A 25,298-nucleotide genomic window follows, 5' to 3' on the forward strand; every position below is an offset into this window, starting at 1 on the left:
TTATCTCAGACCATCATAAACGCAATCGCCTCATAAAGCAGCCCCTAGAAACACAGCCAAGTTGTCCCCACCCCCTGTGAACAACGCTGGGGGCAAGCTGGGGCCAGTTCTTGCAAGTACTTGTCATGTAAGCGCTTTGAACAAAACGGATAAAAAATGACCACAGGGAAAACCCTTAACTAAAAATACCCCTTACGCACACCTTTCTCAAAAAACAGGTAGAATGCTCACCTTCGCCGGCTTAGCTCAGTTGGTAGAGCAGCGCACTTGTAATGCGAAGGTCGGGGGTTCGACTCCTCTAGCCGGCACCATCTTTACATGCAAAACACCCAGCCACTGTTAAGGGCTTTTTCCCGAAACCGGCATGGGTGCTCATCAAATCCGGTCAAACGTACCGCTGCCATCGCGTCAAACCAAGTGTTTCATGCGATCGTCTTCAGCCTCCCTGGCCTTACCCCTCTGACGGCTCGCTCCTTTTAATGAAGCACGCCCGTCAACCCATCACTGTTACTGCGCCTGCCGCGAAACCGCATGAGACCCCTCGCTCTGCTGATGCGTCTTTATTACTCCGTCCTTGATCCTTTGATCGTTTGGCGGCGTCAGGCCACTCGTTTATGTCAATGGGGCGGCCCTCCTGCCTCCATCAACCTTAGCCTGGACACAGAACACGCTAAAGGTCCGGGTTCGGCACAAGCGCTAAGCGTATGCGGAATGTGGCGCAACGCTACAACATGCACGACCATGGGCGAGGTGCCACGCCCATGATGCTTGATCTGCGGGCATGCGCAGATAGGCAAGGCCTAGAGCATTTGCTGCGAAGCCTATCTTCGCGGAATATGTCCAAGATACGTCGCGCCGAGCGCTTGGGTTATCGCGTTCATCTTTTTACCTTGGCCAACCACGTCCATGATGTGCACGCCATCAAGACCTCCATGGCCATACGTAGCGGCGGGCCGGTACTGGCACGCTGGCTGCTTAGACCAGAATACATAGGGCAACAGGCAGAACATATGCAGCCCTGGAAAAAACCTGGCTGCAACACCCACTGGACACTATGGTGGGGCGTTTTCATAGACGCGCCAGGTCACCATAACGGCCCAATTGAGACCAAGGAAAAGCTGGTGGCTTACACCAAGCTCGCCCGTGCGGGTGAACTTTTACTCAGCTGATTTCTCATCAGCGACCTAGCCGTTTCATATTCACAAGAGCCTATGCAACAATGGGGTTGCGGCATTTCTCAGCCCCCCACTTCCCCATTGGCACTGCGGCCCTCGCGCCGCCTCCCCTTTGAGTCCTCATGAAAATATTATTTGTTGGCGCCGGTGCTGTCGGCACTCTATTTGGCGCAGCCTTGCACCAGCATGGCGTAGACGTTCATTTTTTGGTTCGCCCCGCACGCAAAGCCCTGATCGATGCGCAAGGCCTTAAGTTACAGTTACCCAGCGATGAGCTTCATCTACAGCCGCACACTGTTACCGCAGACAGCCTGAACGGCAACTACGATCTTATCGTTCTGACCAACAAGGCCCCCGCGCTGGAAAGCGTCATTAGCGACATCTCACGCGCTGTCGGCCCAGACACGCATATCCTGCCTTTGTTAAATGGCTTGCGTCATCTGGATCGCCTGGATGAAGCCTTCGGAGCCGAACGCGTCTTGGGTGGTATAGCCAAGACCATCGCGACTCAAGTATCTGCCACCCATATCCGAGTCGATAATGCGTACAGCAGCCTTACCTTGGGCCCGCGCAGCACCAGTCAGCGCGCCAAGGCACAAGCGGTGTGGACGACGTTATCGCAAGCCGGCATCGCCGCCGAACTGACAGACGACATCATGGACCACATGTGGGATAAGTTTTGTCGTATGGCAGCCTTAGGCGCCGCCAACTGCTTGCTGCAAGGTACGGTAGGCGAATACATGCGCAGCGAGGCTGGCGGCGCCATCGCCCTGCAACTTTTTCAGGAATGTACGGATACCGCTCAAGCGGTGGGCCACCCCATGCATCCTCAGGATATTGCCGGCTTTCAACGCGCGCTGACCAATCCCAACTCCAATTTCAATTCCTCCATGTACCGCGACCTGCGTGCCGGTTTGCCCATAGAAGGAGAGCACTTGGTGGGCGACATGCTTCGCCGATCACAGACCGTCGGCCTGCCGGGTTCCATGCTTGCTGTTGCCAACGCTGTACTGCAAACCTACAGCGCCAAGCAACAATCCTAAGCACCCTGCCCTATTATGGCGCGCCGCCCCCAGTGTTCAGCCTGCATGCGGCCTGAAACGCATTGTGTCTGCCCATATATCAAGATCGTTGCGCATCGCACCCAAATATTGGTGCTGCAACACCCCGACGAATTCAAACACCCCTTGAACACTGCGCGCCTGGCAATATTAGGGCTGGCACATGCCCAGTGCTGGGTCGGTGAACACTTCCCCGACCTGGCGCCACGCTTGCAAAGTGCCAGCCGCCCGGCGCTCTTGTTTCCAGGGCCGGCGGCACGCACGCCCCAGCAGTGGCGCGATCAAGCCCCTGCTTGCCTGCCCGATCTATTGATTGTGCCCGACGGCACCTGGCGACAAGCAGGGCGACTGGTGCGCGAGAACGCCTGCCTGGCAGAGCTACCCCGCTTAGTCCTGGAGCCCGGTGCAGTTTCACGTTATCGGGTGCGCCACGCGCAACGCGATGACGCCGTCAGCACCATAGAAGCCATTACACACACACTGGCGGCGCTTGAGCCCGAAACGGATTTCACCCCTTTGCTGCGGCCCTTCGAGGCCATGATAGAAAACCAGATACGAGCCATGGGCGAGCCAGCCTATACCCGCCACCTTGCCTTAAGCGCCAAGCGATCAATAAGCAAGCGCTGATCCTGAAGGTTTTTTCCGGTAGCTTTTTAGAAACTGACCGAGCTGGCAGCAAAGGGGACCGACAAGCCCACCACGCCCTCTCCTTCCTGGCACACCACCTTTTCGTCAAGAAAATCCAGGAAGGCCCTTACGCCGGTCGCCATGCCGCGTCGAGACGGATAAACGGCATGCACGATACCCGGGGGCAATGACCATTCGGGCAAAACGCGCTCCAGCCGCCCCCGCGCCAAATCGTCTTGGCACATGTAGTCGGGCAGCACCCCTATACCCACGCCCCCTAAAATCACGAAACGCAAAGTGATCAAATCATCGGTCGTGCAGACCGGCCTTGAAACGGCGGCGTGATGGCTGTTTTGCGGTCCAGTAAGGGTCAGTCGCATACGGCCGTCAGTCAGCGACATGCTTACGCTGGGCAGAGCGTCCATCTCGCTCGGGGTGGTGGGCCGCCCCAAACGGCGCAGCAGCTCTGGGCTTGCCACCAATACACCATGACTGAGGCCCAAACGCTTGATGATCAAGCTGCCACTGTCTTCCAGGCTGGCGCGAACACGCAAGGCAAGATCCACCCCCTCTTCGACCAAATTGACACTGCGGTTACTAACCTGCATGTCTATGCGCATTTGGGGGTAGCGGGCGAGAAACTCCGGCAATATAGGCCCGACAACAGACTGTGCCAGCGTGACCGGACACACCATCCGCAAGATACCGCGTGGCTCTGAGCGCACGGCTTCGAGCTCAGCCTGCGCCTGCTCGGCTTGGTCTCGTATGGCCACGCAATGACGAAAATACTGCTCTCCAGCGGGCGTCAGCGATAGCTTGCGCGTGGTTCGCTGTAACAAGCGCACCCCCAACTGCGTCTCGAGCGCGGCAATGCGGCGTGAAAGCCGCGACTTGGGTAATTCCAGGGAGCGGGCCGCAGCAGCAAAGCTGCCATGCTCGACAACTTCAGCGAAGTACCGCATGTCATTTAAGTCTTGCATATCATTGAGCCCAAAAATAGAACAATAAGTCTTATAAAGGACAACTTATCAAACAATAATTGCTGATGGATAATAACGATAAATCACACGAAATGAGGACCCCATGCAACTGCTACACATCGATTCCAGTATTTCTAACGTCAACTCCGTTTCCCGTCAGCTGAGCAGCGAGATCGTCGAAAAATGGCGCAAAGCCCATGCCGATCTACAAGTCCAGTATCTGGATCTGGCTATCGAGGCGCCCAACCCGCTCACACGCGACGCGCTGGGTTTTCGCATTCCCGTGTCGGACGAAAGCCTGACTGCTGAGCAACGCGCAGAGAACGAAGTCTCGGCAGCTCTGGTTGAGCAAGTGCTTCAAGCTGACGTCATCGTGATCGGCTCCCCCCTTTACAACTTCACTATTCCTGCCCAACTGAAGTCTTGGCTGGATCGCATTGCCCAAGGTGGCAAGACCTTCAAGTACACCGAGAACGGCCCTGTGGGACTGCTCGGCGATAAAACGGTCATTCTCGCGCTCAGTCGTGGCGGCATCTACTCCACCAGCGAAGCCGGTCGCGCCATGGAACACCAAGAAAGCTACCTGAAAGCCGTCTTCGGCTTCATGGGTGTTACCGATGTGCAGGTTGTGCGCGCAGAAGGCCTGGATATGGGCGCAGAAAGTCGTGAGCAAGGTTTGGCTCAGGCCCGTCAAGAGATCGAGGCCCTGGCAGCCTGAGGATCAGGCAATCACGCTCATGTCCGATCCTGAGTTCGAGACACTGCATATACAGGCTGGCCCGCCCTGGGCCTGCTTGCGTGCGGGCGCGGGTCGTCCACTCTTGTTGATTCATGGCTCATTGTGCGATGCACGCTTCTGGCAAGGACAATTACAGCCATTGGCCGCAGCGGGCTATTCAGTCATCGCTCCCAGCTTGCCCGCCTATTACCCTCTGCATGTGTTTAAACGCATGCGCTGGCAAGACGACCTGGAAGCATTGAGCCTGCTGCTTGAGCACCTTAGCCATGATCAAGCGATTGATGTGGTCGGACACTCTCGTGGGGGCTTTCTGGCTTACCAGTTGGCGCGACTTGCTCCCGACCGCGTACGCCGCCTGGTGTTGGCCGAGCCCGGAGGAAGTTTCGGCATATCGACCTCTGCGGGCACTGCTGACAAGAACTCCGGCCAAGCGTGGCGACAAGACATCGTATCGATGCTGCAGCGCGGAGAAGTGGAATACGCCCTGACGCTGTTTGTCGACGGAGTCAGCCGGCCAGGCAGTTGGCGTGCCAGCCCGCAAAGCTTCCGTCAGATGGCGCTGGACAACGCTTCAACCTTGCTCAGCCAATTGCAAGACGACACTTTGCCGAATTATCTAGAGCACGAAGTCAGTGAGTTGAACCTGCCTGTACTTCTCGTCAAAGGCCAGCGCAGCCTGCCGCGTTTTAAACTGACCATCGACACACTGGGCCAATATTTACCACGAGCCGCAGTGACAGAAATACTCGGTGCGGCCCACGCGATGAACCTTGCACACCCCCAACGTTTCAATCAAGTCGTGACAGACTTTCTCGCTTAAAGCGGCCACCCAAAGGCTTTTTTACCAGCATGATTGCGGATGTGTCATGCCCATGCAATCTTGCCTGGGGACAATAGCGCTCCGACATTTATCCGGGGCTCCCGCGCCGCTGTGCCATGCTGAAACACCTACGCATACAAATGACCCTGCTGCTGATTTTGCTCAGCTTTGTAGGCTTATTCGCCTCATCCGGTATTGCGGGCCTGTGGATGCTAAAAGAAAACCAGCGCTTGATCGCGGATTTAGGGCATCAAGGGATAGAACAAGCCAACCATCTTAGCGATGCCTCCCTGCTGATGCTCCAAAGCCGCGTTGCCCTTATCAGTGCCAAAACCTATATGGAAGGCGGTCAGACAGAGCGGCGCGACGAGGCGCTGGCTATAGCCAAAACACTGCTGGATCGCAGCACGGAGCGGTTTGGGCAATTCCGCGATAACGCCTTGAATATAGACGACCCGAGTTACCAGCGCGTCGCTGAAAGCTATCAAGCGCTGTTGGCCCAAGGCCTATTACCACTGGCCGATGCCTTGCAAAAATGGAATGGGATTGAGGCCAATAGAATTTCCGACCAGGTGATGGAATCCGCCACCTTAAGCTTTACCCAGGCCTTGGATGCGTATCAAGCCAGCACTCGGGAACTGGCGCAACTAGGTTTGGTTCAAGCCGACAGCATGTCCCGTAACGCCATGAAAACCCTGGGCGGGCTGCTGATATTAAGCCTCATCATGACTTTGGGCGCGCATCGAGTTATACGAAGTGCGGTCTTGAAACCGCTGAGCACCCTGCTTGCGCACTTCAAGCTGATGGCCCAGGGCGATTTGCGCGGGCGCCTACCCAGCGGAGGACGCAATGAAATCGGCGCGCTGCTGGAGGGCGCCAGCCATATGCAAGGCAACTTGGTGCATACGGTGGCAGGGATCCGCGAAGCCGCCTGTTTGATGCGCCTAGACACACAGGATATTGCCTATCGCAGCAAACAGATTTTTCATCAAACGATACGTCAAGCCAGCGCGCTGGAACAAGTCACACAGGCCACAGAAACTTTGCACGACAGCGTGCGGCAAAGCAGCACACATGCAAAAACCGCCACCGAAATGGCGCAACAGGCACGCAATACCGCAAGCAAAGGCCATGAAGCCGTCGCTCAGGTTATTACCAATATGAACGACATCGCCTCTTGCGCACAACGGATTCAGAGCATCGTCAAACTGATCACCGGCATCGCTACCCAAACCAACCTACTAGCTTTGAACGCGGCTGTCGAAGCGGCTCGCGCGGGTGCTCATGGCAAAGGCTTTGCAGTAGTTGCCAACGAAGTGCGGGAACTCGCTCAGCGCAGCAATCAAGCGGCAGAAGATATCAAAGCCTTGATAGAAGCATCGGACCTCAGCGTGGCGGCCGGCACCGGGCAAGTCAGGCAGGCAGGGTTGGCCATGGACGACATTCTTTTGGCCGTGCGCGCGGTAAGCGAACGCATAGACTGGATCGCGCAAGCGGCTGCACAACAGTCCGAGAGCATCGATAACGTGCGGCAAGTGGTGGAGTCCGTTAAATCTGATACTCAGTCCAACCTACCTTTGGTTCGCCAAACAGATGATGCGGCCGGCAAACTTTCCGCCCAGGCACTACGCCTACATGACATTACTTCGGTGTTTCAACTTGAACAAGCAGACCAAACACACTTAGATATACAAGCGAAAATTGAAGAAACGCTTGAGTCTTCTGTCATAGAGGGCATCCCGCCGCCAAAGACTCTTGAGTGGATGGCCACCCCAGCCTGAATCAACAAAATTGGCTCGAGCAAAGAACTAACTAGGCAGCTGCAGCGGTACGCCAGGTTGCGGCCCCAGGTACATAATGCTTAAAGGCTCCCGCTCTAGGGGTGCAAACACGACACGGCTGCGGCCCTGTCTTTTAGCCGTATAAAGCAGCTTGTCTGCCCTGCGTAGCGTAGCGTCTACATCGATTCCACGGTGCGGCTCTATTTGTACGGCCCCTACACTGACGCTGACTTGTCCCAAAGGCGAATGCTGGTGCTCAATGTACATATCGTGGACATCGGCCTGAATCCGTTCAAGCAAAGTATGCAAACCCGCAGCATCGTTACCCACCCAGACACAAGTGAATTCTTCACCCCCATAACGCGCCGCGATGTCGAGCGGCCGTTGGGTATGCGCTTGCAGCACACGTGACATACGACGTAGCACGACGTCACCCTCGGCGTGCCCGTAGTGGTCGTTGTAGCGTTTGAACCAATCCACATCTATCATGGCCACGCTAACGACCTGCTCCTCTCGTATGGCATGGCGCCAAACATACTCCAAACGTTTTCTTAACGCTCGTCGGTTGTGCAGCCCCGTCAGAAAGTCTTTGCTAGCCTGATTGCTCAACTGCACAGCCAAAGCAAAATTGCGACGCGCTGAATACTCTCGCAGCATGGCGCTGACCACACCGATCACGTTAGTCGTAGCAAGAAAAAGCGTGCGGACTACGATTTCTTTACAAAAGTGAGGGGTATGACGACAAACAGGAATCGCACCCACAAGAAACTGGGCAAAAGTGCCAGCTCAAGCATAAAAACATCGAGCACGCCATAAACAAGCATGACCAGGATGGCAGCCAAGGCTGCCCAACGCCCGTAGCGCAACAGCTCGGCATCGTCAAGCCGCCTGAATACGACTTCCACATCCGGCGTAAACCTAGACCACAGGCCCCGTCTCATCCACGTTGCCTTGGCCGGCAAGTCATCAGAAAACTGAAACATCAGGATCGCACGGCCAAGGGTGATTGTGGGCTCACGATATTCTTGCTTCCGGTCCGGCCCTTGATCAGACCCGTAAAAAGTTACCAAGGAATACCTCAGCAGACAGTCGGGCCACTTCTGACTTTATTTAGGCAAGAGAACGGCATCAATCACGTGGATCACACCATTGTCTGCAAGCACGTCGGCTTGAACAACCGTGGCATTGTCGACCATGACTTTCCCGTCTTGGGCCATAACAGCCAGCGCACTGCCTTCCACCGTCTTGGCAGCACCCGTCTTCACATCCTTAGCCATGACTTTGGCTGGCACAACATGGTAGGTCAGGACTTTGGTCAAAGCCGCTTTATCTTTCAACAAAGCATCCAACTGCTCTTTAGGTATTTTGGCAAAAGCAGCATCCGTAGGAGCAAAGACGGTGAATGGCCCCGGCCCTTTAAGCGTCTCTACCAGATCTGCAGCTTGCACGGCCGTCACCAAGGTGTTGAACGAGCCGGCAGATTGCGCGGTTTCAACGATGTCAGCAGCCTGAGCTGCGGTGCATGCGAAGACGAGGGATGTACCAATAAGAAAGCGTTTCATGTGAGGCTCCTGTTTGATTAGCAGAGGCGCGAAATTTGCTTCGCGTGTTGCTAAGGTAAGCTCCGCACAGGCTTTATGCCTATATAATGAATCGATATTTTCAATATTAACCGGGTCAAAAACGGGTCAATTATGCGCTCAGATCAGCACAAACAACGAGAAACGGCGGGTGCAAGAAGTCAAAATGAAAGTGATATCCACCCAAGCTCTCCAACAGTCAACACTGATAAACCGCTTACGTATCGAGCAGGAGTCGCTGCGCGATTAACCGGGCTCTCGCCTGAGACCTTACGCGTTTGGGAAAGGCGCTACCAAGTCTCAGGCGCTGAACGCACAGAGCGCGGACATCGGTTTTACACCGCAGAACAAGTCAGACGCTTGGGCGTGCTTAAGCAATTGGTAGACTCAGGCCACGCCATTGGTGCGATTGCTCATTTACCAGTCGAGCAGCTGCATGTCCTTTTGCCCGGCATCGACACTACCCCTTTGGGTCACGGCCCCATACGCGTCGCCGTCATCGGCAGCCCATTAGCTCGGCGTATCGCCTCAAGTGGTTTAGAAGGCAGCAAACTCAAGGTTTTGGCTTATTGCCCTCGCTTAGACGAAGCTGCCTCACTTAAAAGCGCCTATCAGGTAGAAGTATTGCTCATAGAGTCGTCTGAGCTTGATGACGCGGCCATCCCAAAGATACTCGCTGCTCGAGAGGCTTACAGCGCTTCGGCCGTGGTGGTGCTATACCGCTTCTGTGCCACAGCTACCATTCGCACTTTGCGCTTACAAGGATGCTTGGCGGCCCGAGTTCCTGCAGAAGCGGGCGAGTTGGTAGCGCTATGCCGCTCAGCCTTGACCGGCGAGCGTTTGCCCGCGCAGGAAGACGCCAGCACCGGTATGGAAACAGCCAATGTACCTGGGATTCGCTTTGACGAAGAATGGCTGTCGTCGATTACTTCCAAGCCCAACGGCGTGCTGTGCGAGTGCCCCCGCCATTTAGCCGACCTGCTTATGATGGTGGGGAGCTTCGAGCGCTATAGTGCCCAGTGTGCCTCTCGCAATGAACAAGACGTCCGCTTACATAAAGACTTGGAACTAGCCGCAGGTCGCGCCCGGGCTATTCTTGAAACCGCCATGGAAAGCCTCATGCGCAGCGAGGGCTTATGGTCTTGAAGCCCTTCCCATTTCATAGGAAATGCCCCTCACTACACGTTCATTAACGTACATCGTCATCTATCGAATGACATTCCTGCGACGCACCCGCTTTACGCGCGCGCTCGGCCAGACTATCGTAGAAAGCAGCCACTTGACGCAATTGCTCTTCGTCCAAATCTTCTATGCCTATCATCCGGTTACTCGCAATTTGGCTGGCGGCCAAAAGCTCATTGAGTTTTAAATGCAGCGCCACACTGTCTTTGTTCTGGCTTTGTTGGATCAAAAACACCATTAAAAAAGTGACAATCGTGGTACCTGTATTGATCACCAACTGCCAATTTTCTGAGTAGCCAAACATGGGCCCTGTCGAGGCCCAAACCAGCACGCAGGCCAGAGCAATGCAAAATGCCACGGGCGTCCCTGCCCAGCGCGTAACCTTGCTGGCAAAGTGATCAAACGCCGTAAAAACCCGCGAACGATCAGCATACGAGGCACTTGAGGTGTCGGGCATCGAACCCAAGGCATCCGTTGCTGCCCGGGTGCGTTTGTTGTTATCAGTGGTTTCCATGGCGACAGTGTTCCTGATTGTTGAGCTCGTTTAAACCAGTGGCGGGTCCGTTTCCCGCTCTGGGTGTCTATGCCGAGCAATCGCAGTAATGAAATTATCAAAACTCTCTGTTCCAACATCCATCAAAATGCCGGGATCCGGATCACCCGAAGGCAATAGCGTTGGGATTTGAGCGTTACTCATCAGTAAAGACGAAGCAGGCATCACCAAAATAGGCTTGCAATGCCGGTACTGATCTTTAATGAATTCGGCAACATGTCCCTCCGAGGCCAGTAGGCGCACGCCCTCCTCTCCATCTGGCAAAGCCAAGGCATCAAACAAAAAGCCGGGTTCGTTTTCCAGCGAGGCATCCGCGTTAATATCTGTACCATCCGCCGTTTGTATCGGACCAATGCGGGGGGCCACAAAGCGAGGCACGGCCTCTTCTGCAAAAAGTGCCTGATGAAGTGCCAGTACGCTTTCGCCTTTGATACCGTCAGCGACGATGATGGCGACCTTGCGCCCCTTGATGCTTCCATCACCGGGGCGCGCCAATAATGACAAGGCGGGAGAAATTTTCACCTCGGGCGTTGGCGCTTTTTTTAGGGCTTTGGGCATGGGTTCAGGCAAGGCCTGCATGCCCAGCCCCGCGGCAATACTTGAAGCCAAATCATCTGACACATTACGCAGAGAGGCCACCATGCGCTCGCGAATAGCCGGCACTGTGACCTTACTAAGCTCAAAGCGAAAGGCAGCAACAATGTGGGCTTGCTCGGTAGGGCTCTGACTATCGAAAAAAGCTTCGCTTGAGTGTAGTGATCCGCAAATTTTTCGGGCTTAGCTCTTATCTTGCCCTGCTCTTCCTTAGCCTGTATACGAGCCGGCACGGAAACAAAGCCTTGAGCGGCGCCCGCTTGAAAAGGGCAGCCGCCCGCCAAAGAGTTGGGCTCATAGGCCACTTTGCCTCGGTGTATGGCTTGTCTGTGCATACCGTCGCGCTGGTTGTTGTGTACTTGTGCTATCGGAGCGTTGATGGGAATTTCGTGAAAATTGGGCCCACCCAAACGAGAAATCTGGGTGTCCACGTAGGAATGTATGCGGCCGGCCAATAGCGGATCGTTGGAAAAGTCTATGCCAGGCACCACATGCGCCGCACAGAAGGCGACTTGCTCAGTCTCGGCAAAGAAATTGTCGGGATTGCGATTGAGCACCATCTTGCCAACTGGCCGTACGGGTACCAGCTCTTCAGGAACAATCTTGGTGGAATCTAAAATGTCGAAGCTAAATTTTTCAGCCTGCTCTTCGGTAAAAACCTGCACACCCAACTCAAACTCGGGATAAACGCCGGCTTCAATTCGCTCCCAAAGATCACGGCGGTTGTAGTCGGGATCAGCACCGGAAATTTTTACTGCCTCGTCCCACACCAATGAGTGCGTACCCGCCACAGGTGACCAATGAAATTTCACAAAGACGGAATCACCGGCCACGTTGACGAAGCGGAAGGTGTGAACCCCAAAGCCTTGCATGGTGGCGAAGCTGCGTGGAATGGCACGGTCTGACATCTGCCACATCAACATGTGAGTGGACTCCGGCATTAACGACACAAAGTCCCAAAAAGTGTCATGAGCACTAGCAGCCTGCGGCATCTGATGGTGCGGTTCAGGCTTGACCGCATGTACCAAATCAGGGAACTTCATAGCGTCTTGTATGAAGAACACCGGCATATTGTTACCTACCAAATCCCAGTTTCCCTCGTCTGTGTAAAACTTTACGGCAAAGCCGCGCACATCACGTGCCGTATCTTTCGATCCGCGCTCACCCTGCACTGTGGAAAAGCGCACAAATACTGGAGTGATCTTGCCCGCTTCTTGAAAAGGAGCGGCGCGGGTCAGCTCGGCCATTGACTCATAGCATTCAAAAAAACCATGTGCACCCGAGCCACGCGCATGCACGATACGTTCTGGAATACGTTCGTGATCAAAGTGCGTGATTTTTTCGCGGAGAATAAAGTCTTCCAATAAGGCGGGGCCTCGCACGCCGTATTTCAAGGAATTCTGATTATCGGCAATCTTCACCCCTTGATTGGTGGTCAGCACTTGGCCTGTAGAGTCCACCCGCACACGATCCAAGGTGTCGATAGTGGTGTTTACGCTCTCCGTCGCCAGCGTGCCTACTTTGGTGGAAGCATGACGTTCAGAAGACGTGCTAGAGGTCGGCATGCGAGAAGCAGGCTTTGCAGTAGCGCCCGTAGCTGTTGCAAGGCCATTCTCGAAGCCATGCTCGCTCTCTTTCGTGGGGTTGTGGGGCATGGCTGCAGCCAACTCCTTTGCTTGACAGTTCATCTACACCTTGCACGGCGCTGGGGCCGCTGTCCGAATTACGAGCCGGCGCTGCTTTCGCACTTTTACGTGGCGCAACCGTTTTTTTTGCTTGCTTCATAAGACACCTTTAGGGGTTGAGTTATCGCAAGCTCAGCAAGTTTCGTGCCTACGGGGGAAGGAACGCCGTTTGCTCAATGGCATGAAGGAGCGGCGTCTCACGCCCTTCCCTCAACCAAACCCAGGAGCATTTTCTTGAGTCATCAAGCCGTTAAAGCCGCCGTGGCTTCAGTCGGCCTACTCATGTTGGCTGGATGCTCCCACGCTCAGACCTCCCCCCCTCAACCCACGCCCATGACTCCTCACTCCTCAGATATTGAGGCTGGGGGCGCCCCGGAGCGGCGCACTGAAGACACCTCTACTACCTCAAACTCTAAACCGCAGTCGTCTCAAGTACCACAATCAGGGGCGGGCGCGGCCAACCCTCAACCGCATGTGAGTTCAACTCATGGCGTCACCACTCTTAACCACGATGCTGGCAAGGCCTCAGAAGCTGTCCAGGAAGAGCGCTCTGCCGATACCAAAAAGGATCGCGGCGACTGATGAAAATGCTTAGCAATGAAAGACGGGGTAAGCAGACCTTTACTCTCAAATTAGGTTTGCTTCGCCCCTCTTGCATGATTACTAAATATGCAGAAAGGCTGAAATTTTTACCCCCCCCGGCCTTTAGACCTATTTTGGATCAAGAAGACCCGCCCCCCGAGGGCAGGCATGCTTTTTGCCCTTATGCCTTATGGACACCCAGGCTCATCAACTTAAATCGGAGCATAAAAATGGCTAAGGCACGTTATGACGAAGCACAATTGAAAGACTTGCTACTGCAAATGATGGAAACCGAACTTGGCGGTGAACAGGTCTATCGGACAGCCCTGACCTGCGCCTTGAATGACGACCTGCGTGCAGAGTGGGAAGAATATCTGGATGAAACCTTGAGTCACCAGAATGTCGTGCGCCACGCCTGCGATCAACTGGGGCTTAATGCCGACGAAAAAGCGCCCTCACGCGCCGTCGTAAAACTGATCGGCGATTCCTTGGTTAAGGCAATGGAGCTCGCCAAAAGCAGCGGGAACGCGGTGTTAGCAGAATTGGTGGCTTGTGAGTGTGTGGTCCACGCCGAGACCAAGGACCATGCCAACTGGGAACTATTGGGTAAGGTAGCAGAGGCGGCCACAGGCGAAACCGGAAAAATCCTGAAGGACGCGCATAAGCGGGTAGAAAAAGATGAGGACCATCACCTTTATCACACCCAAGGTTGGTGCCGTGAACTCTGGATCCAAAGCCTGGGTATGCCTGCTGTACTGCCGCCACCCGAAGAGGTGAAGCAGGTGGAAACAGCTATTGGTGCCTCACGCGCGGAACAGCAGCGTAAGTCCATGCTGTGAATCAGACTTCACTACTTGACTAAATACAAGTGAAGATATCGCTTGATTCAAAGCACAACAGGCAACGTGATGTAGCCTGTTGTGCTTGTACGCTATGCAGCAACCATGTAGAAGTACTTATACCAACCCCAAGGCACGACCAAATAGGCGCTCAATCCCTGAGTTGCCCTGCTCTTAAGTTTCTTAAATCGCGATAGAAATACATTCCCAGCCCCCCTATCACCAACGCACTACCGATCAAAATATTGATCCGGAAAGGTTCGTCGTTAAGTACGATACCAAAGCAAATAGCCAACATGGGCGTCAATACGGTGGCTAAAGATAAGGTGGTGGCAGAGACTTTTTGCACCAGTTTAAAGTAGCAGAACATGGCCACAATAGATGCGCCGACGACCAAGTAGCCAATTGCCAGCATAGACCTAGGTCCCGGCAGGGCCTGAGGGACGTCGCTCCAGATGAAAGGCACCATGCACAGTGCCATCAAGGTCGATACCGTGATGGAACCTGCGGCCTGCGCAATCGGAGACACTCTTGCGTTAATGTGTTTAACCCAAAAGATAGAAGTCGCGTACGTCAGCAATGCCCCCAGCATCAAAAGCAAACCTGTAATGCTGATATGCGTTTCTTCGCCCGCCACCGAAATCGTGTAAAGCCCACAAATAGCTACCCCCATGCCCAGCCACTGATTACCTGACAAACGCTGCCGGTATAGCCCAAAGGCAATCAGGCCGGCAATGATAGGGGCAAAACCAAACATCAAGGCAATCATGCCCGAGGAAAGATAGCTTGTGGCCAAGTACGTGAAGGTTTGGGACACAATCAGGCTGAATGAACCCGCCAGATAGCTATGCAGCGCGTTAATGGTAAGCGGTACTTTCACCCTGAGCACCGCCACGATAAGCAACACCAAGGGTAAGGCCATAAAGAACCGCAGTGCCAGCGACCATAAGCGCGGGATCTCTGACACACTCCAAACTATGGCCAACGGTGTCAAAGCCCAGATCATGATCAGGGCCGCATAAGTCGGTAAGACGCTCTTGGTTTCGGAGTTCATTCTGCTTGGCCTTCGCCCTTACGGTAAAGACCTCAACCTAAAGTCGCATTTTCGCAGAAATTCAATGTTGTATTACTTCGTGAGTTTTTCCTGAGCGCGACCAGACAAATACCCCAGCATCATTAGGTAATCCCCCCATTTTTAACGGTCGTTAAACGTAGAGGCTAAGCGGCCAAGGCCATTTTTTGAATTGGCGTAATGCCGCCCAAGGCCATATTTGGCCGTTCGTGATTGTAAGTCCAGAGCCAGCGTGTGGCGAAGTCCTGGACATCAGACACAGAATCAAACAGGTGATGAGCTAGCCAGTCGTAGCGTACCGTGCGGTTATACCGTTCGATATAGGCGTTTTGCTGCGGCTTACCTAGTTGGATAAACTGCAATTTGATATGGTGCTTTTCAGCCCAGCCCATCAGTGCAGAACTTGCGTATTCCGGGCCATATCACCGCGAATAATTTTTGGCTTGCCGCGCCACTCCATGACCTGTTCAAGCGAACGAATCACTCGTAAAGCAGGCAGCGAGAAGTCCACATCAATGCACAGGCCTTCGCGGTTGTAATCGTCGATTACATTGAACAGCCGGATGCTGCGCCCGTCAGCCAACTGGTCGTGCATAAAGTCCATCGACCAGATTTCATTGGGCGCGTACGGCACTGCCAAGGGCTCTGGTTGCTCGCGCACCAAGCGTTTGCGCGGTTTGATACGCATGTTCAATTCCAGCTCGCGGTAAATGCGGTATACGCGCTTGTGGTTCCACTTGAAGCCTTTCACGTTGCGTAGATACAGGTAGCACAAGCCGAACCCCCAATTCCGTTGGTTATGAGTCAAGCGAAGCAGCCAGTCAGCAATCTGCTGATTGTCGCTGCTTAATTTGGCTTGATACCGATAGCATTTCTCGCTAATGCTAAACATGTCGCAGGCTAGACGAATACTGGCCTCAAACTGCTTCACCGCTCGTTGCGCCATCTCACGCCGGTGAGATGGCTTCACCACTTTTTTCAATGGCTTCCTTCAGGATTTCGGCCTTGAGCCGCTCCTCTGCATACATCTTTTTAAGCCGGGCGTTCTCCGCCTCCAGCTCCTTCATGCGTGACATCAGGCCAGCATCCATGCCTCCGTACTTGGCGCGCCATTTATAGAACGTGGCACTGCTCATGCCGTGCTCTCGGCAAAGCTCCGGTACCGGTGTACCCGCTTCGGACTGCTTGAGGATGGCAATTATCTGACTGTCGGTAAAGCGTGAGGTCTTCATGCAAAATTTCCTGAATACTGCTGTTAGAAAATTCTACCTTTAAGACCGTTCCTTTTCTGGGGGGATTACCGCACTGGTTGTTGACCACGAATTACCCGCAGCATGCGCATGCCGATGGCAGCCATCGGGGCCGGCATGGCGAGCAACTCGCCTATGCTCGTAACTTTGAAGGCATGGTCAATCCTTTGCTCTTTAATATCGGCTTGCACGTAGCTCATCATGAGCATTCGCGTGTCCATTGGTCCGACCTGACTCGGCTGCACGACCTTGAATACCGAACCCGCACCCCGGATGCCTTGAACGAAAGAGGGCTGGTATCTTATATGCTGCGTGTTTTTGTGTTGGGCCTGTTTGTGCCCTACTATCGTAGTCAATCTTTGAACGTCGCAGGCCAGAAGGAGCCTGTTTTTAGGATTTTTGATATGAGTACTTTACCCCCCTGTTCCCAATGCCAATCCAGTCTTACCTATGAAGACGGTAGCGGACTCTACATTTGTCCGGAATGCGGTCACGAATGGCCGGTTCAAGCCGAGGCATCAGCTGAGTCAGACGAGCGTGTTTACCGTGATGCGGCCGGAAACGTGCTGCAAGACGGAGATAGCGTCACCGTTATCAAAGACCTGAAACTCAAGGGGTCGGGCGGCGTCGTGAAAATGGGGACCAAGGTCAAGAATATCCGTTTGGTCGATGGGGATCACGACATTGATTGCAAGATAGATGGGTTCGGGGCGATGAGCTTGAAGTCGGAATTCGTGAAGAAAATCTGATCCTTCCAGCCGTTAAAAATGATGCGGCACCCCTCAGTCTGAGGGCTTGCCTTGCCGCTCGTAAGATGTATCGGGCAGCTTTTCGGTTCAAACTAGAGAACTGCCTGAAAAGGAAATGCTTTGGTCGATCAAGATTTACTGGGTAAATACCTCATAGGTACAGGCATTTTTGCAGCCTATCTAGTGGCGTCATTCGTCATTGTATTTTTGGAACATCGAAGACGCAGTTGGTCTCGCAGTATCTTGGTGCATGTAATACAAGTGGTGCTGCTGTTCTGCGCCATCGCTGTTGCACGTCATTATGCGCACATGGCGATAGTTGATTTTCAACTGCATTGGCTTACGTCTCGCATGGTCGACCTCGCCGCCAGCGCCATTGCCATCTGCGTGTTTATGTTCTCGCTGTCTATGCTGCTAAACCGGCTAGAGAAAGCGCAAGTTCATAAGGGGCGGGATCCAACGTCTGCTCGCATGATTTCCCGAGTGATGAAATTTGGCGCGCTCATCATTTTGTTGCTGTTTTTTGGCGAACATTTCGGGCTTAGTATGTCCGGCCTGCTGGCTTTTGGCGGGATCGGAGGCATCGCCATCGGGATGGCGAGCAGGGATATCCTGAGCAATGTGCTGTCGGGCACAATGCTGTATTTTGATCGTCAGTTCAATGTTGGTGACTGGATTCGTTCGCCGGATCGCAATATCGAGGGCACGGTAGTCGAGATCGGTTGGCGCTTGACCAAGATCATGACGTTTGACCATAGGCCCTTATACGTCCCCAACTCACTGTTTTCGTCAATCAGCGTCGAAAATCCAGGTCGCATGACGAATCGCCGCATAACTGCCGAGCTAGGCTTACGTTATGAGGACGCAGGCAAGATCCGCACAATCGTTGAAGAGATACGCACGATGTTGACTCAGCATCCAGACATCGATCAAACACAAACGATGTTGGTGTATTTCAATGCCTTCGCCGATTCGTCATTGAACATCATGGTGTATTGCTTTACCAAAACGACAAAGTGGGCGGAATGGTTGAGTGTCCAGCAGGATGTTTATCTGTCGATTATTGATATCGTGCAGCAACATAGCGCTGATTTCGCCTTCCCGACCCGAACGGTACAGTTGTCCAAAATACCGGAGTCATAGCGATTGATCCCGAAGGGGGGAAGTGGGGCTGCCATCGCCTCCCTTTTTCGCAAGGTGATGGGCTTGAGCCTGGACTCGTTCGTATAAACGCAGACGGACGTGGTTTTCTTTATTCAGGGTGGTAAGCAAGCGGGATTCGGGCGTGTCTGCGCTAAGCACCGCATCGGGCAGAGCAGGTAGATCATTGAGTTCTGCTAGGGCTTTTGGCATCTTTTGTAGGCAGGCCCACTCTTGCGGGGACGGCTGCGTACTAGCAGTGGCAGAGTACACCGTAATCGCATCGCACAGGCGGGCCGCGCACGCCACCAAGGGAAACCAGGCTGCCGCTTCATAGCCTGCCGGCGGTGGCTCAGCCATAGATTTTTGCAGGGCCGAACGCATGTCTACCAGCTTTCCATAAGCGTCCCGGCGGGCATCACTCAAGGGAACCGCCTCGGGTTGCTGACGATTGTCCAACACCAGTTGAAGATAGTTCGCAATCGCCAGGCGTGCAGTGCTCATGGCCTGATTGAGCTCGCTTGCGTGTCTGCGGGGCCATAGCATATAGCCGAAGATCAGCACGATGGCGCAACCTGTCAGGGTGTCTAGCAGGCGCAAGTCTGCGTACATCAAACCATGATGAGTGGGCGACAGAAAATCGATCAACACCAGCACAAGAGGCGTGACGGCCAGTGTAGTCAAGGCATAGTTGCGTTGTGATAGCCAGGGCAGGAAAAAAGAGATAGTGGCGATGATCAAAATAAACAGTAGACCGACGGGTACGAAGGCGAGCAGAAACCCGCCTAGCAGAACACCCATTGCCGTCCCCACCGTACGCTGGACGGCCCGCACGAAAATAGAACCTAATTCGGGTTTCATCACGATCGCAACCGTCATGGGAACCCAATACCAATGGGAGACATCGTCTACCCAACGCAAGGCATAGCCGATAGCGGTACACAAGGCGAGTGCCGTGGCAGAACGCAGGGTTGTCTTACCAGGGCTGAGCTTTTGTAGCATCAGGCTGATGCTCAACCTCGGTTTTGGCGCTTGTTTCAATTGGGCGTGTAAGGCTGCGCTGCCCCACAGCGCAAAGGTCAGGTCATTGACTGCATCCCACAGTGCCACACCGTGACTATCGAGGTTTTGAAACTCTTGATCGTGTTCGAAAGCATCGGTGAGCTTGCGCAAGTGCGTTTGCAGAATCTGCACTTGGTCGAGCTTGTCTTCGGCCAATAGCGCTGCGAAAAGATTATCCAGGTTTTGAACAACATCAGCGGTTTGGTCCAGAAGCTTGTTATGGCCTAGCGCCCGATATCTGGTCTGGAGCATGAAGTTGTACAGGGCCTCGTACTTGATGTTGAATTGCAGGCGCGCTGCTTCGAGGTCTTGTCCATCCAGCTTGTTTTGGCATATGTCGATCAGGGCTTGCAGTACTTGAACAATGGCGTCTTTGCGAAGGTGATGGGGTTTTAGCCATTTTTCCATCAAGAGCAACAGCAGATAAAGCGTAGCCCCAACCAGCATCAGCACGGAAGACATCCAGAATTGCCCGATCTCGGGATTGCCCAGCGAGACGGCAGCCATCACCATGAATTGCAGGCAGGCAATAGAGAGCGTGGCGCTGTAACTGCTGGCGATGGCTAAACAAAAAGCCAGCACACTCATCAGCAGAACAATCCACCCCCAATCCAGCCCCCATAGTCCGGCATAGCCCACCAAGAAACCACATGCCCCGATAGGTGCCGAGATCAATACTTTGCGGATCGTAAAAGAGTAAGGCGCATCACGTTCACCCATCGAGGGGAACATGGTGCCCATGGCTATCCACATGGTGTGGGGCAGAGTGCCGGTCAGATAGCCAATGAGCATGGGCAGCGCGATTGCCAATGCGGCACGGGAAGAGCGACTGATGTCCCATTTCGCGGGGCTGAGGCGAGACATCTCTCTGAGCCAGGCGTTAGGGTTTAACTGGACATCAACGGCGTTATTCTGGTGCATGTCAAGGCATCCAAATGATTCGCGATGCCAGCGAATCCTTTATGTGTTTCAGGAGTCCCCGAGTAGGGGCGGGTCTATAGTACCGTACACAACAGGGTAACCATCGCAAAGGAGGTGTCATTGAACGACGCGCACAAGGCCACCGCGCAGCAAAGAAGCAACGTCACTCTCCATACCCCCGCGTCTATCCAAGCACACTCGGCGCACGACTGGCTTTTCCACTGTGCCGACAGCCTGCTGCGCTACCCGGTCGACCAAGCTATCTCACAGATCTTGGCTGTCATGGGTGAAACAGTCGATGTTGATCGAGCCTGGATGATTGAGTATCAGCCCGATCTATTGCGATTTCGCAATACGCATGAATGGTGTCGGGGCAAGACGACGCCCTATGTCAAAGAGCTGCAGGAAGTGCCCACGACCTTAATTGCCTGGCTGCATAGGTATATGGTCAAAGGTAAGGCCGTTGCGATTCATAACATTCACGAGTTACCGCGCGCGGCGCGTGTGATTCAGGTGGAGTTCATTCGACAAGAGGACAAGAGTGTCTTGAGCGTGCCGGTTTTCTGCGAAGGCCAGCTTTGCGGCATTATCGGGTTTGACACCACTGAGAACTATCGTGAGTGGCCACAAGAGGAAATCGATGCCTTACTTCAATGCGCCAGGCTGATTGGGCATGCCAAGTATGGCAATCGCCCAGGAACCCATCGGCAAATCTCGTAAACAGTCATTCACCCACCTTGTATCTGAGCATGAGAGGGGTGGTGCAGGGGGTACAACCCGACGTTATCTTGGGTGTGCGCTCGGCAGGAAATTACAGTGAGGTCTGGCTGGCGAACGGTTCCATGGTGCTGGACTCTCGATCTCTGGGGGTGTGGTCAACGCTCTTGCCCCAGAGAACTTTCTTTCGTATTCATCGCACATTGGTCATTAACGCCTTGCATGTCGTAGAGGTTGACCGGCGTGTCGATTCATCCTGTCAAGCTAGTTGTTGCTCTGGTTTTAGGTATGGTTTTGAGTGAACCCTATCGTTGAACTAAGCAGAGAGACTCCGTATGTTGGCTTCCCGCATTTCTTCATTATTGTCGACCGCCACCTTGGTGCTGGCCTGCGTCATCAGCTTCAACCCGGCTCGAGCGGCTGATCTAGCTCTCACTGAAGCGGTGTCTATGGCTGGGATGCAGATCTTCCTTGATTCGGGCGCACCCGGCATGGTGATAGGTGTCGTGCGTGGCGATGACTTCGTCATTCAAGGCTATGGCGAGACCGCGCCCGGCAGTGGTATCGAGCCCGATGAGCAATCTATTTTTCGCTTGGCTTCGGTCTCTAAAGTCTTTGCAGGAGACGTGCTTGCCTCGCTCGCAGCTAAGGGCAAGTTGAGTCTGAGCGATCCCTTGTCCAAGTGTGCACCTGAGAGCGTCAGTCTGCAGAGCAATGGCCGGCCCATCACTTTGCTGGATCTGGCTACGCACTCGGCCGCGCTCCCGCGCGAACTGCCAAACCCGGACGCTAGTCCTTCCGATAACCCCTTTGCCGTTTTTGACCGGGCCTATTATTGGAAATGGATGAATAGCAATAAGCCTCCTTATGTTCCTGGTACGAGCATGCTGTATTCCAACCTGGGCTATGGCCTTTTAGGGGATGCATTAGCCAAGGCCGGTGGGGCTGACTACAACACCCTTTTCATCAGTGAGGTAGCTGCCCCCGCAGGCCTGAAGGACACTAGTAATGTGTTGAGTGACGAGCAAAAGAAGCGCTTGATGACGGGTCTAAACCCTTTTGATCATCCCGATCCGAACGCCACGGTACCCGATGTGATGTACGCCAGTGCGGGGCTGTATTCAACGGCTGCTGATATGGTGCGCTGGCTGCAGTGGCATCTTGAAGGCGCACGTCAGCAACGTGCGGATGCGCTGCTCGCTCATCAGATGTGGCTGCCTTACGATGGGTTGGCATCCGTCGTCGGCACAGAGGTTTCCGACGCAGATGGTATGGGCCTAGGATGGGTGGTGAGTTTGCCGCGCAGCGGAACGCCCTTGCTTTTGGGCAAGAGCGGGGGCGTGGGCGGTTTCATGACCTACGTGGTGCTGTCACCCAACCGTGACCTAGGCATCTTCGTGGTCGCTAACCGAGTTAACTTTGCTATGTTCACCGGCATCCACAGCCGAGTGCGTGAACTGGCGGCAGAGCTGGCACGGTGAGCCCCGATAATGGTCAAACTCAGCCAGTTCGTGCTCGATTGTGATAGCGTTCAAGCATGACCACAACATGACTTGATGCTCCCCATGTCAAATCCCACCTTTGAGTTGTTCTTGAATACAGGGACGATGCTGGACGCAGAGCTACAGCTTCTTGAGGAAGGTGCTGATGCAGTTCCGGAATTGGCGTCGTTATTTTCAGGCGAGAGTAAGAATCAGTTTGGTATCCCCTATCGTGATCTCGGGCTGCCTCTGCGTTGTGCGCTTGAAGTGGTTATTCGGCTTGGGCCGAAAGCGCGGCCACTTGAGCCGTTTCTTCGCGAACAATTAGAGAAGGGCGATGAAACTGCCGCTCGGGCGCTTGCTGCTCTGGGTGTACTTGAGCCGGCCTCGGTGCGTTTACTCGTAAAGCAGCTTGATTGCTACCCAGAGAGTATTGCCATTGAGTCTGCTCTTACGCTGATTAAATGTGGCTACGCCGAGTCTCCTGATGTAATCCGGGCGTTAAACCAATCAGAGACAGCAATGGTTGCCTGGGTGCAGGTAGCTCATAAGAAAAGGTGATGAGTGTTACTGATTGTCGGAAGAGCTAGATGTCCTGTTCCATCTGTGTGCTTGATGCGTATGGCTTCGAAGTTAAGTCCGTTAATTTCTGTTATCTGTTAGGTATATATTTGTTACCTTGTGCCAAGATCACGCTAAAGAGGCTGCTGTAATCTTCGGTTTTTTTACTTTAGTTGAAGCCTAATGAAATCGTTAAGAAAAATAGCCTCTGTAAGCCTTTTGTTGGTGATGGTCGGTTGTGCAAATGTAGCAGGGGGCAGTGGTGAGGATAGAATGAGCCGCAGTTACGTTCAGCAGCATTTGACGGTCGGGAAGTCCTCGCAGGCGGACGTGCGAGCACTGTATGGTGAGCCCGAGTACAAAAGTGAATCATCGCGTGGCGAAGACTTCTGGTCCTATCATGAAGACCAGATCAATCCTGACTACGTTTCCAAAGCCATGAGCTTCTTGCCTAGCATGGGTACGGCAGGTGATGCGGTAGCGAGCACACAAGAGCGCAAAACTCGACGCTCACTTGATTTCCATTTTGACCGCGCTGGCATCTTAGAGAGCTTCAACGTGTCTGGCACTACTGGGGCTGGAAAGTAATCCGTATGGCATTTGCGGGGCAGGATATGTCAGCGACGCCCTTGGCTACTGATGCATCGTGCTCCGTTTGCTTTATAGCGGGTTGGGCGAAACATACTTTCTCAGATTTTTTCGCCGCTCAATCTCTTCACATTGCTCCTGCCTGATTAATAGACCGCTATTATGCAGACCATAATGTCGGCGTACCGCTAAATAGGGCGGTAATCCCCCCAGAAAAGGAACGGTCTTAAAGGTAGAATTTTCTAACAGCAGTATTCAGGAAATTTTGCATGAAGACCTCACGCTTTACCGACAGTCAGATAATTGCCATCCTCAAGCAGTCCGAAGCGGGTACACCGGTACCGGAGCTTTGCCGAGAGCACGGCATCGGTGTTTGTCAACAATGATGTCCGTTTTCTTCACGCCGCGTGCTCTAAATTCTGGATCTCACCGAGCGACGATTTCTCCGGGTTGAGCCAGACTTCCGCGACAGGCTGCCAGTCTCGCGTGGCACGCCCTTTCCACCGCTGAGGCTTGGCCTGTTTAGCTGCTTCATAGACCATGCGACGGCGAGCCATCAGCGCGGCTTCATGTCCATAATGACGCTGCGCCGGAGTAACGAACTTGATGGCGCTGTGTCGGTGCTCAGTGTTGTACCAAGTCACGAAGCGCTGCACCCATTGCCGAGCTTGCTCGATACTTGCAAAGGGCTTCTTCGGATACGCTGGCGTGTACTTCAGGGTTCGGAACAAGGCCTCGGAGTACGGGTTGTCGTCGCTGACGGTTGGGCGGCTGAACGAAGGCATAATGCCTAGCCGCTGTAAGGTGGCCAGCATCGTGGCACCTTTCATCGGCGAACCATTATCCGCATGCAGCACCAATTTATTGCGTTGCACACCGTGGCGCAGACACGCCTTGCTGATGAGCGCTGCCGCATGCTCAGCCCGTTCATCAAGGTGGATTTCCCAGCCCACAATCATCCGGCTGTAGATATCCATCACTATATAAAGTCGATAAAACTGTCCGCGAACCGCTGTCGGCAAGAATGTGATGTCCCAGCTCCAGGTCTGCAGTGGCGCGTAGGCCACCCATGCTCTGGGTCGGGGTACGGCACGGGGTGGCTGAGCCCGGCCCCGGCGGTGCGCTTGACCATGTTCACGTAGCACACGGTAAAAGGTCGATTCGCTGGCCAGATATACGCCTTGATCCGCCAGGCACGGCACAATCTGTGACGGCGGCAGGCTTTGGTACTCGGCGCTGTTGCACACAGCCAGAATCGCATCCTTTTCCTCTGTGTTCAAGGCGTTCGCACTGGGTTTACGGGCCGCACCCTTGCGCTGGTCTACCAGCGTCTGGGCGCTGCGCCAACGGCGCAGGGTGCGGCAGCTTAACCCCAACATGGCACAGGCCCGCGACTGGCGTGCACCGGCCCTGATGGCTTCGTCGATCAAGCTCATGGCCATCTGTTTCATCTCCAGAGGAATCAGTCGTCCTCGTTCGTGCCCCAGATGGCCTGAGCTTTTTTTGACAGCGTCAGCAGCGCAGCGGCTTCAGCCAGCGCCTTCTCCTTTCTGTGCAGT

General features: G+C 54.1%; 23 protein-coding genes, 1 tRNA gene and 5 pseudogenes. 19 read left to right on the forward strand and 10 right to left on the reverse strand.

Translation table 11 applies throughout. The annotated features are described in order from the left end of the window. Positions 1-235: 235 nt before the first annotated feature. From H0484_RS06315 to H0484_RS06335, 5 genes are all read left to right on the forward strand, one after another. A tRNA-Thr gene (locus tag H0484_RS06315) sits at positions 236-311 on the forward strand. Between the two features lie 220 nt (positions 312-531). Beyond that, positions 532-765 (forward strand): hypothetical protein, encoded by a 234-nt coding sequence (locus H0484_RS06320; protein WP_226953682.1) that lies wholly within the window; start codon positions 532-534, stop codon positions 763-765. A 71-nt stretch (positions 766-836) separates the two neighbouring features. Beyond that, on the forward strand, positions 837-1,169 hold the full coding sequence (locus H0484_RS06325; RefSeq protein WP_226953683.1) for a hypothetical protein: 333 nt from the start codon (positions 837-839) through the stop codon (positions 1,167-1,169). 128 nt (positions 1,170-1,297) lie between these two features. Continuing rightward, positions 1,298-2,218 (forward strand): ketopantoate reductase family protein, encoded by a 921-nt coding sequence (locus H0484_RS06330; protein WP_226953684.1) that lies wholly within the window; start codon positions 1,298-1,300, stop codon positions 2,216-2,218. A 15-nt stretch (positions 2,219-2,233) separates the two neighbouring features. After that, positions 2,234-2,863, forward strand: a complete 630-nt coding sequence (locus H0484_RS06335) for a tRNA-uridine aminocarboxypropyltransferase (protein WP_226953685.1) — start codon at positions 2,234-2,236, stop codon at positions 2,861-2,863. Positions 2,864-2,889: 26 nt separating this feature from the next. Here the strand turns inward: H0484_RS06335 and H0484_RS06340 are convergent, their stop codons facing one another. Beyond that, positions 2,890-3,843, reverse strand: a complete 954-nt coding sequence (locus tag H0484_RS06340) for a LysR substrate-binding domain-containing protein (protein ID WP_226953686.1) — start codon at positions 3,841-3,843, stop codon at positions 2,890-2,892. A 103-nt stretch (positions 3,844-3,946) separates the two neighbouring features. Here H0484_RS06340 and H0484_RS06345 point away from each other — a divergent pair, with 103 nt between their 5' ends. The 3 genes from H0484_RS06345 to H0484_RS06355 all read left to right on the forward strand — a co-directional run bounded on the left by H0484_RS06345 (position 3,947) and on the right by H0484_RS06355 (position 7,183). After that, complete coding sequence (locus tag H0484_RS06345) at positions 3,947-4,561, forward strand: FMN-dependent NADH-azoreductase (RefSeq protein WP_226953687.1); 615 nt, start codon at positions 3,947-3,949, stop codon at positions 4,559-4,561. A 19-nt stretch (positions 4,562-4,580) separates the two neighbouring features. Beyond that, entirely contained in the window at positions 4,581-5,402 is an 822-nt protein-coding gene (locus H0484_RS06350) for an alpha/beta fold hydrolase (protein WP_226953688.1), read from the forward strand. A 116-nt stretch (positions 5,403-5,518) separates the two neighbouring features. Beyond that, on the forward strand, positions 5,519-7,183 hold the full coding sequence (locus H0484_RS06355) for a methyl-accepting chemotaxis protein (RefSeq protein ID WP_226953689.1): 1,665 nt from the start codon (positions 5,519-5,521) through the stop codon (positions 7,181-7,183). Positions 7,184-7,210: 27 nt separating this feature from the next. On the opposite strand, the gene H0484_RS06360 is transcribed toward H0484_RS06355, so the two are convergent. The 3 genes from H0484_RS06360 to H0484_RS06370 form a co-directional block, all read right to left on the reverse strand. Next, on the reverse strand, positions 7,211-7,861 hold the full coding sequence (locus H0484_RS06360; RefSeq protein WP_226953690.1) for a GGDEF domain-containing protein: 651 nt from the start codon (positions 7,859-7,861) through the stop codon (positions 7,211-7,213). Between the two features lie 29 nt (positions 7,862-7,890). Next, entirely contained in the window at positions 7,891-8,166 is a 276-nt protein-coding gene (locus H0484_RS06365; protein ID WP_226953691.1) for a hypothetical protein, read from the reverse strand. Positions 8,167-8,289: 123 nt separating this feature from the next. Further along, the gene (locus tag H0484_RS06370; RefSeq protein ID WP_226953692.1) at positions 8,290-8,745 is read right to left on the reverse strand and encodes a fasciclin domain-containing protein; all 456 of its coding nucleotides are present in this window, start codon (positions 8,743-8,745) and stop codon (positions 8,290-8,292) included. 195 nt (positions 8,746-8,940) lie between these two features. Between H0484_RS06370 and H0484_RS06375 the strand changes: the two genes are divergently transcribed. Next, on the forward strand, positions 8,941-9,909 hold the full coding sequence (locus tag H0484_RS06375; protein ID WP_226953729.1) for a MerR family transcriptional regulator: 969 nt from the start codon (positions 8,941-8,943) through the stop codon (positions 9,907-9,909). 43 nt (positions 9,910-9,952) lie between these two features. On the opposite strand, the gene H0484_RS06380 is transcribed toward H0484_RS06375, so the two are convergent. Both H0484_RS06380 and H0484_RS06385 read right to left on the reverse strand, forming a co-directional pair. Beyond that, positions 9,953-10,459 (reverse strand): low affinity iron permease family protein, encoded by a 507-nt coding sequence (locus tag H0484_RS06380; protein WP_226953693.1) that lies wholly within the window; start codon positions 10,457-10,459, stop codon positions 9,953-9,955. A gap of 30 nt (positions 10,460-10,489) precedes the next feature. Beyond that, positions 10,490-12,877 (reverse strand): annotated as a pseudogene (locus H0484_RS06385) (catalase). A 712-nt stretch (positions 12,878-13,589) separates the two neighbouring features. Here H0484_RS06385 and H0484_RS06390 point away from each other — a divergent pair. Then, positions 13,590-14,198: a hypothetical protein gene (locus H0484_RS06390; protein WP_226953694.1), complete on the forward strand. Its 609-nt coding sequence runs from the start codon at positions 13,590-13,592 to the stop codon at positions 14,196-14,198. A gap of 151 nt (positions 14,199-14,349) precedes the next feature. Here H0484_RS06390 and H0484_RS06395 read toward each other — a convergent pair whose 3' ends face one another. After that, a complete protein-coding gene (locus tag H0484_RS06395) occupies positions 14,350-15,252 on the reverse strand; it encodes a DMT family transporter (RefSeq protein ID WP_226953695.1) in 903 nt (300 codons plus the stop codon). Positions 15,253-15,416: 164 nt separating this feature from the next. Further along, positions 15,417-16,502: pseudogene (locus H0484_RS06400) on the reverse strand (IS3 family transposase). A 38-nt stretch (positions 16,503-16,540) separates the two neighbouring features. Here H0484_RS06400 and H0484_RS06405 point away from each other — a divergent pair. The 3 genes and pseudogenes from H0484_RS06405 to H0484_RS06415 form a co-directional block, all read left to right on the forward strand. Next, positions 16,541-16,882 (forward strand): annotated as a pseudogene (locus H0484_RS06405) (fatty acid desaturase); the annotation flags it as partial. 42 nt (positions 16,883-16,924) lie between these two features. After that, entirely contained in the window at positions 16,925-17,269 is a 345-nt protein-coding gene (locus H0484_RS06410; RefSeq protein ID WP_226953730.1) for a zinc ribbon domain-containing protein YjdM, read from the forward strand. Between the two features lie 120 nt (positions 17,270-17,389). Continuing rightward, entirely contained in the window at positions 17,390-18,412 is a 1,023-nt protein-coding gene (locus H0484_RS06415) for a mechanosensitive ion channel family protein (protein WP_315859933.1), read from the forward strand. On the opposite strand, the gene H0484_RS06420 is transcribed toward H0484_RS06415, so the two are convergent. Next, the gene (locus tag H0484_RS06420; RefSeq protein ID WP_226953696.1) at positions 18,407-20,392 is read right to left on the reverse strand and encodes an FUSC family protein; all 1,986 of its coding nucleotides are present in this window, start codon (positions 20,390-20,392) and stop codon (positions 18,407-18,409) included. The two genes, H0484_RS06415 and H0484_RS06420, sit on opposite strands and share 6 nt — an antisense overlap. A gap of 120 nt (positions 20,393-20,512) precedes the next feature. Between H0484_RS06420 and H0484_RS06425 the strand changes: the two genes are divergently transcribed. The 6 genes and pseudogenes from H0484_RS06425 to H0484_RS06450 form a co-directional block, all read left to right on the forward strand. Next, the gene (locus H0484_RS06425; RefSeq protein WP_226953697.1) at positions 20,513-21,112 is read left to right on the forward strand and encodes a GAF domain-containing protein; all 600 of its coding nucleotides are present in this window, start codon (positions 20,513-20,515) and stop codon (positions 21,110-21,112) included. A gap of 29 nt (positions 21,113-21,141) precedes the next feature. After that, entirely contained in the window at positions 21,142-21,411 is a 270-nt protein-coding gene (locus H0484_RS06430; RefSeq protein WP_226953731.1) for a LytTR family DNA-binding domain-containing protein, read from the forward strand. Between the two features lie 33 nt (positions 21,412-21,444). After that, on the forward strand, positions 21,445-22,590 hold the full coding sequence (ampH, locus tag H0484_RS06435; protein WP_226953698.1) for a D-alanyl-D-alanine-carboxypeptidase/endopeptidase AmpH: 1,146 nt from the start codon (positions 21,445-21,447) through the stop codon (positions 22,588-22,590). An 84-nt stretch (positions 22,591-22,674) separates the two neighbouring features. Beyond that, a complete protein-coding gene (locus H0484_RS06440) occupies positions 22,675-23,151 on the forward strand; it encodes a hypothetical protein (RefSeq protein ID WP_226953699.1) in 477 nt (158 codons plus the stop codon). Positions 23,152-23,424: 273 nt separating this feature from the next. After that, entirely contained in the window at positions 23,425-23,739 is a 315-nt protein-coding gene (locus H0484_RS06445; protein ID WP_226953700.1) for a hypothetical protein, read from the forward strand. Between the two features lie 269 nt (positions 23,740-24,008). Beyond that, positions 24,009-24,107: pseudogene (locus tag H0484_RS06450) on the forward strand (transposase); the annotation flags it as partial. A 30-nt stretch (positions 24,108-24,137) separates the two neighbouring features. Here the strand turns inward: H0484_RS06450 and H0484_RS06455 are convergent. Then, positions 24,138-25,241: pseudogene (locus H0484_RS06455) on the reverse strand (IS3 family transposase); the annotation flags it as partial. Positions 25,242-25,298 lie beyond the last annotated feature (57 nt).

The organism is Mesopusillimonas faecipullorum (genome assembly GCF_020539505.1).
Lineage (GTDB): Bacteria > Pseudomonadota > Gammaproteobacteria > Burkholderiales > Burkholderiaceae_B > Mesopusillimonas > Mesopusillimonas faecipullorum.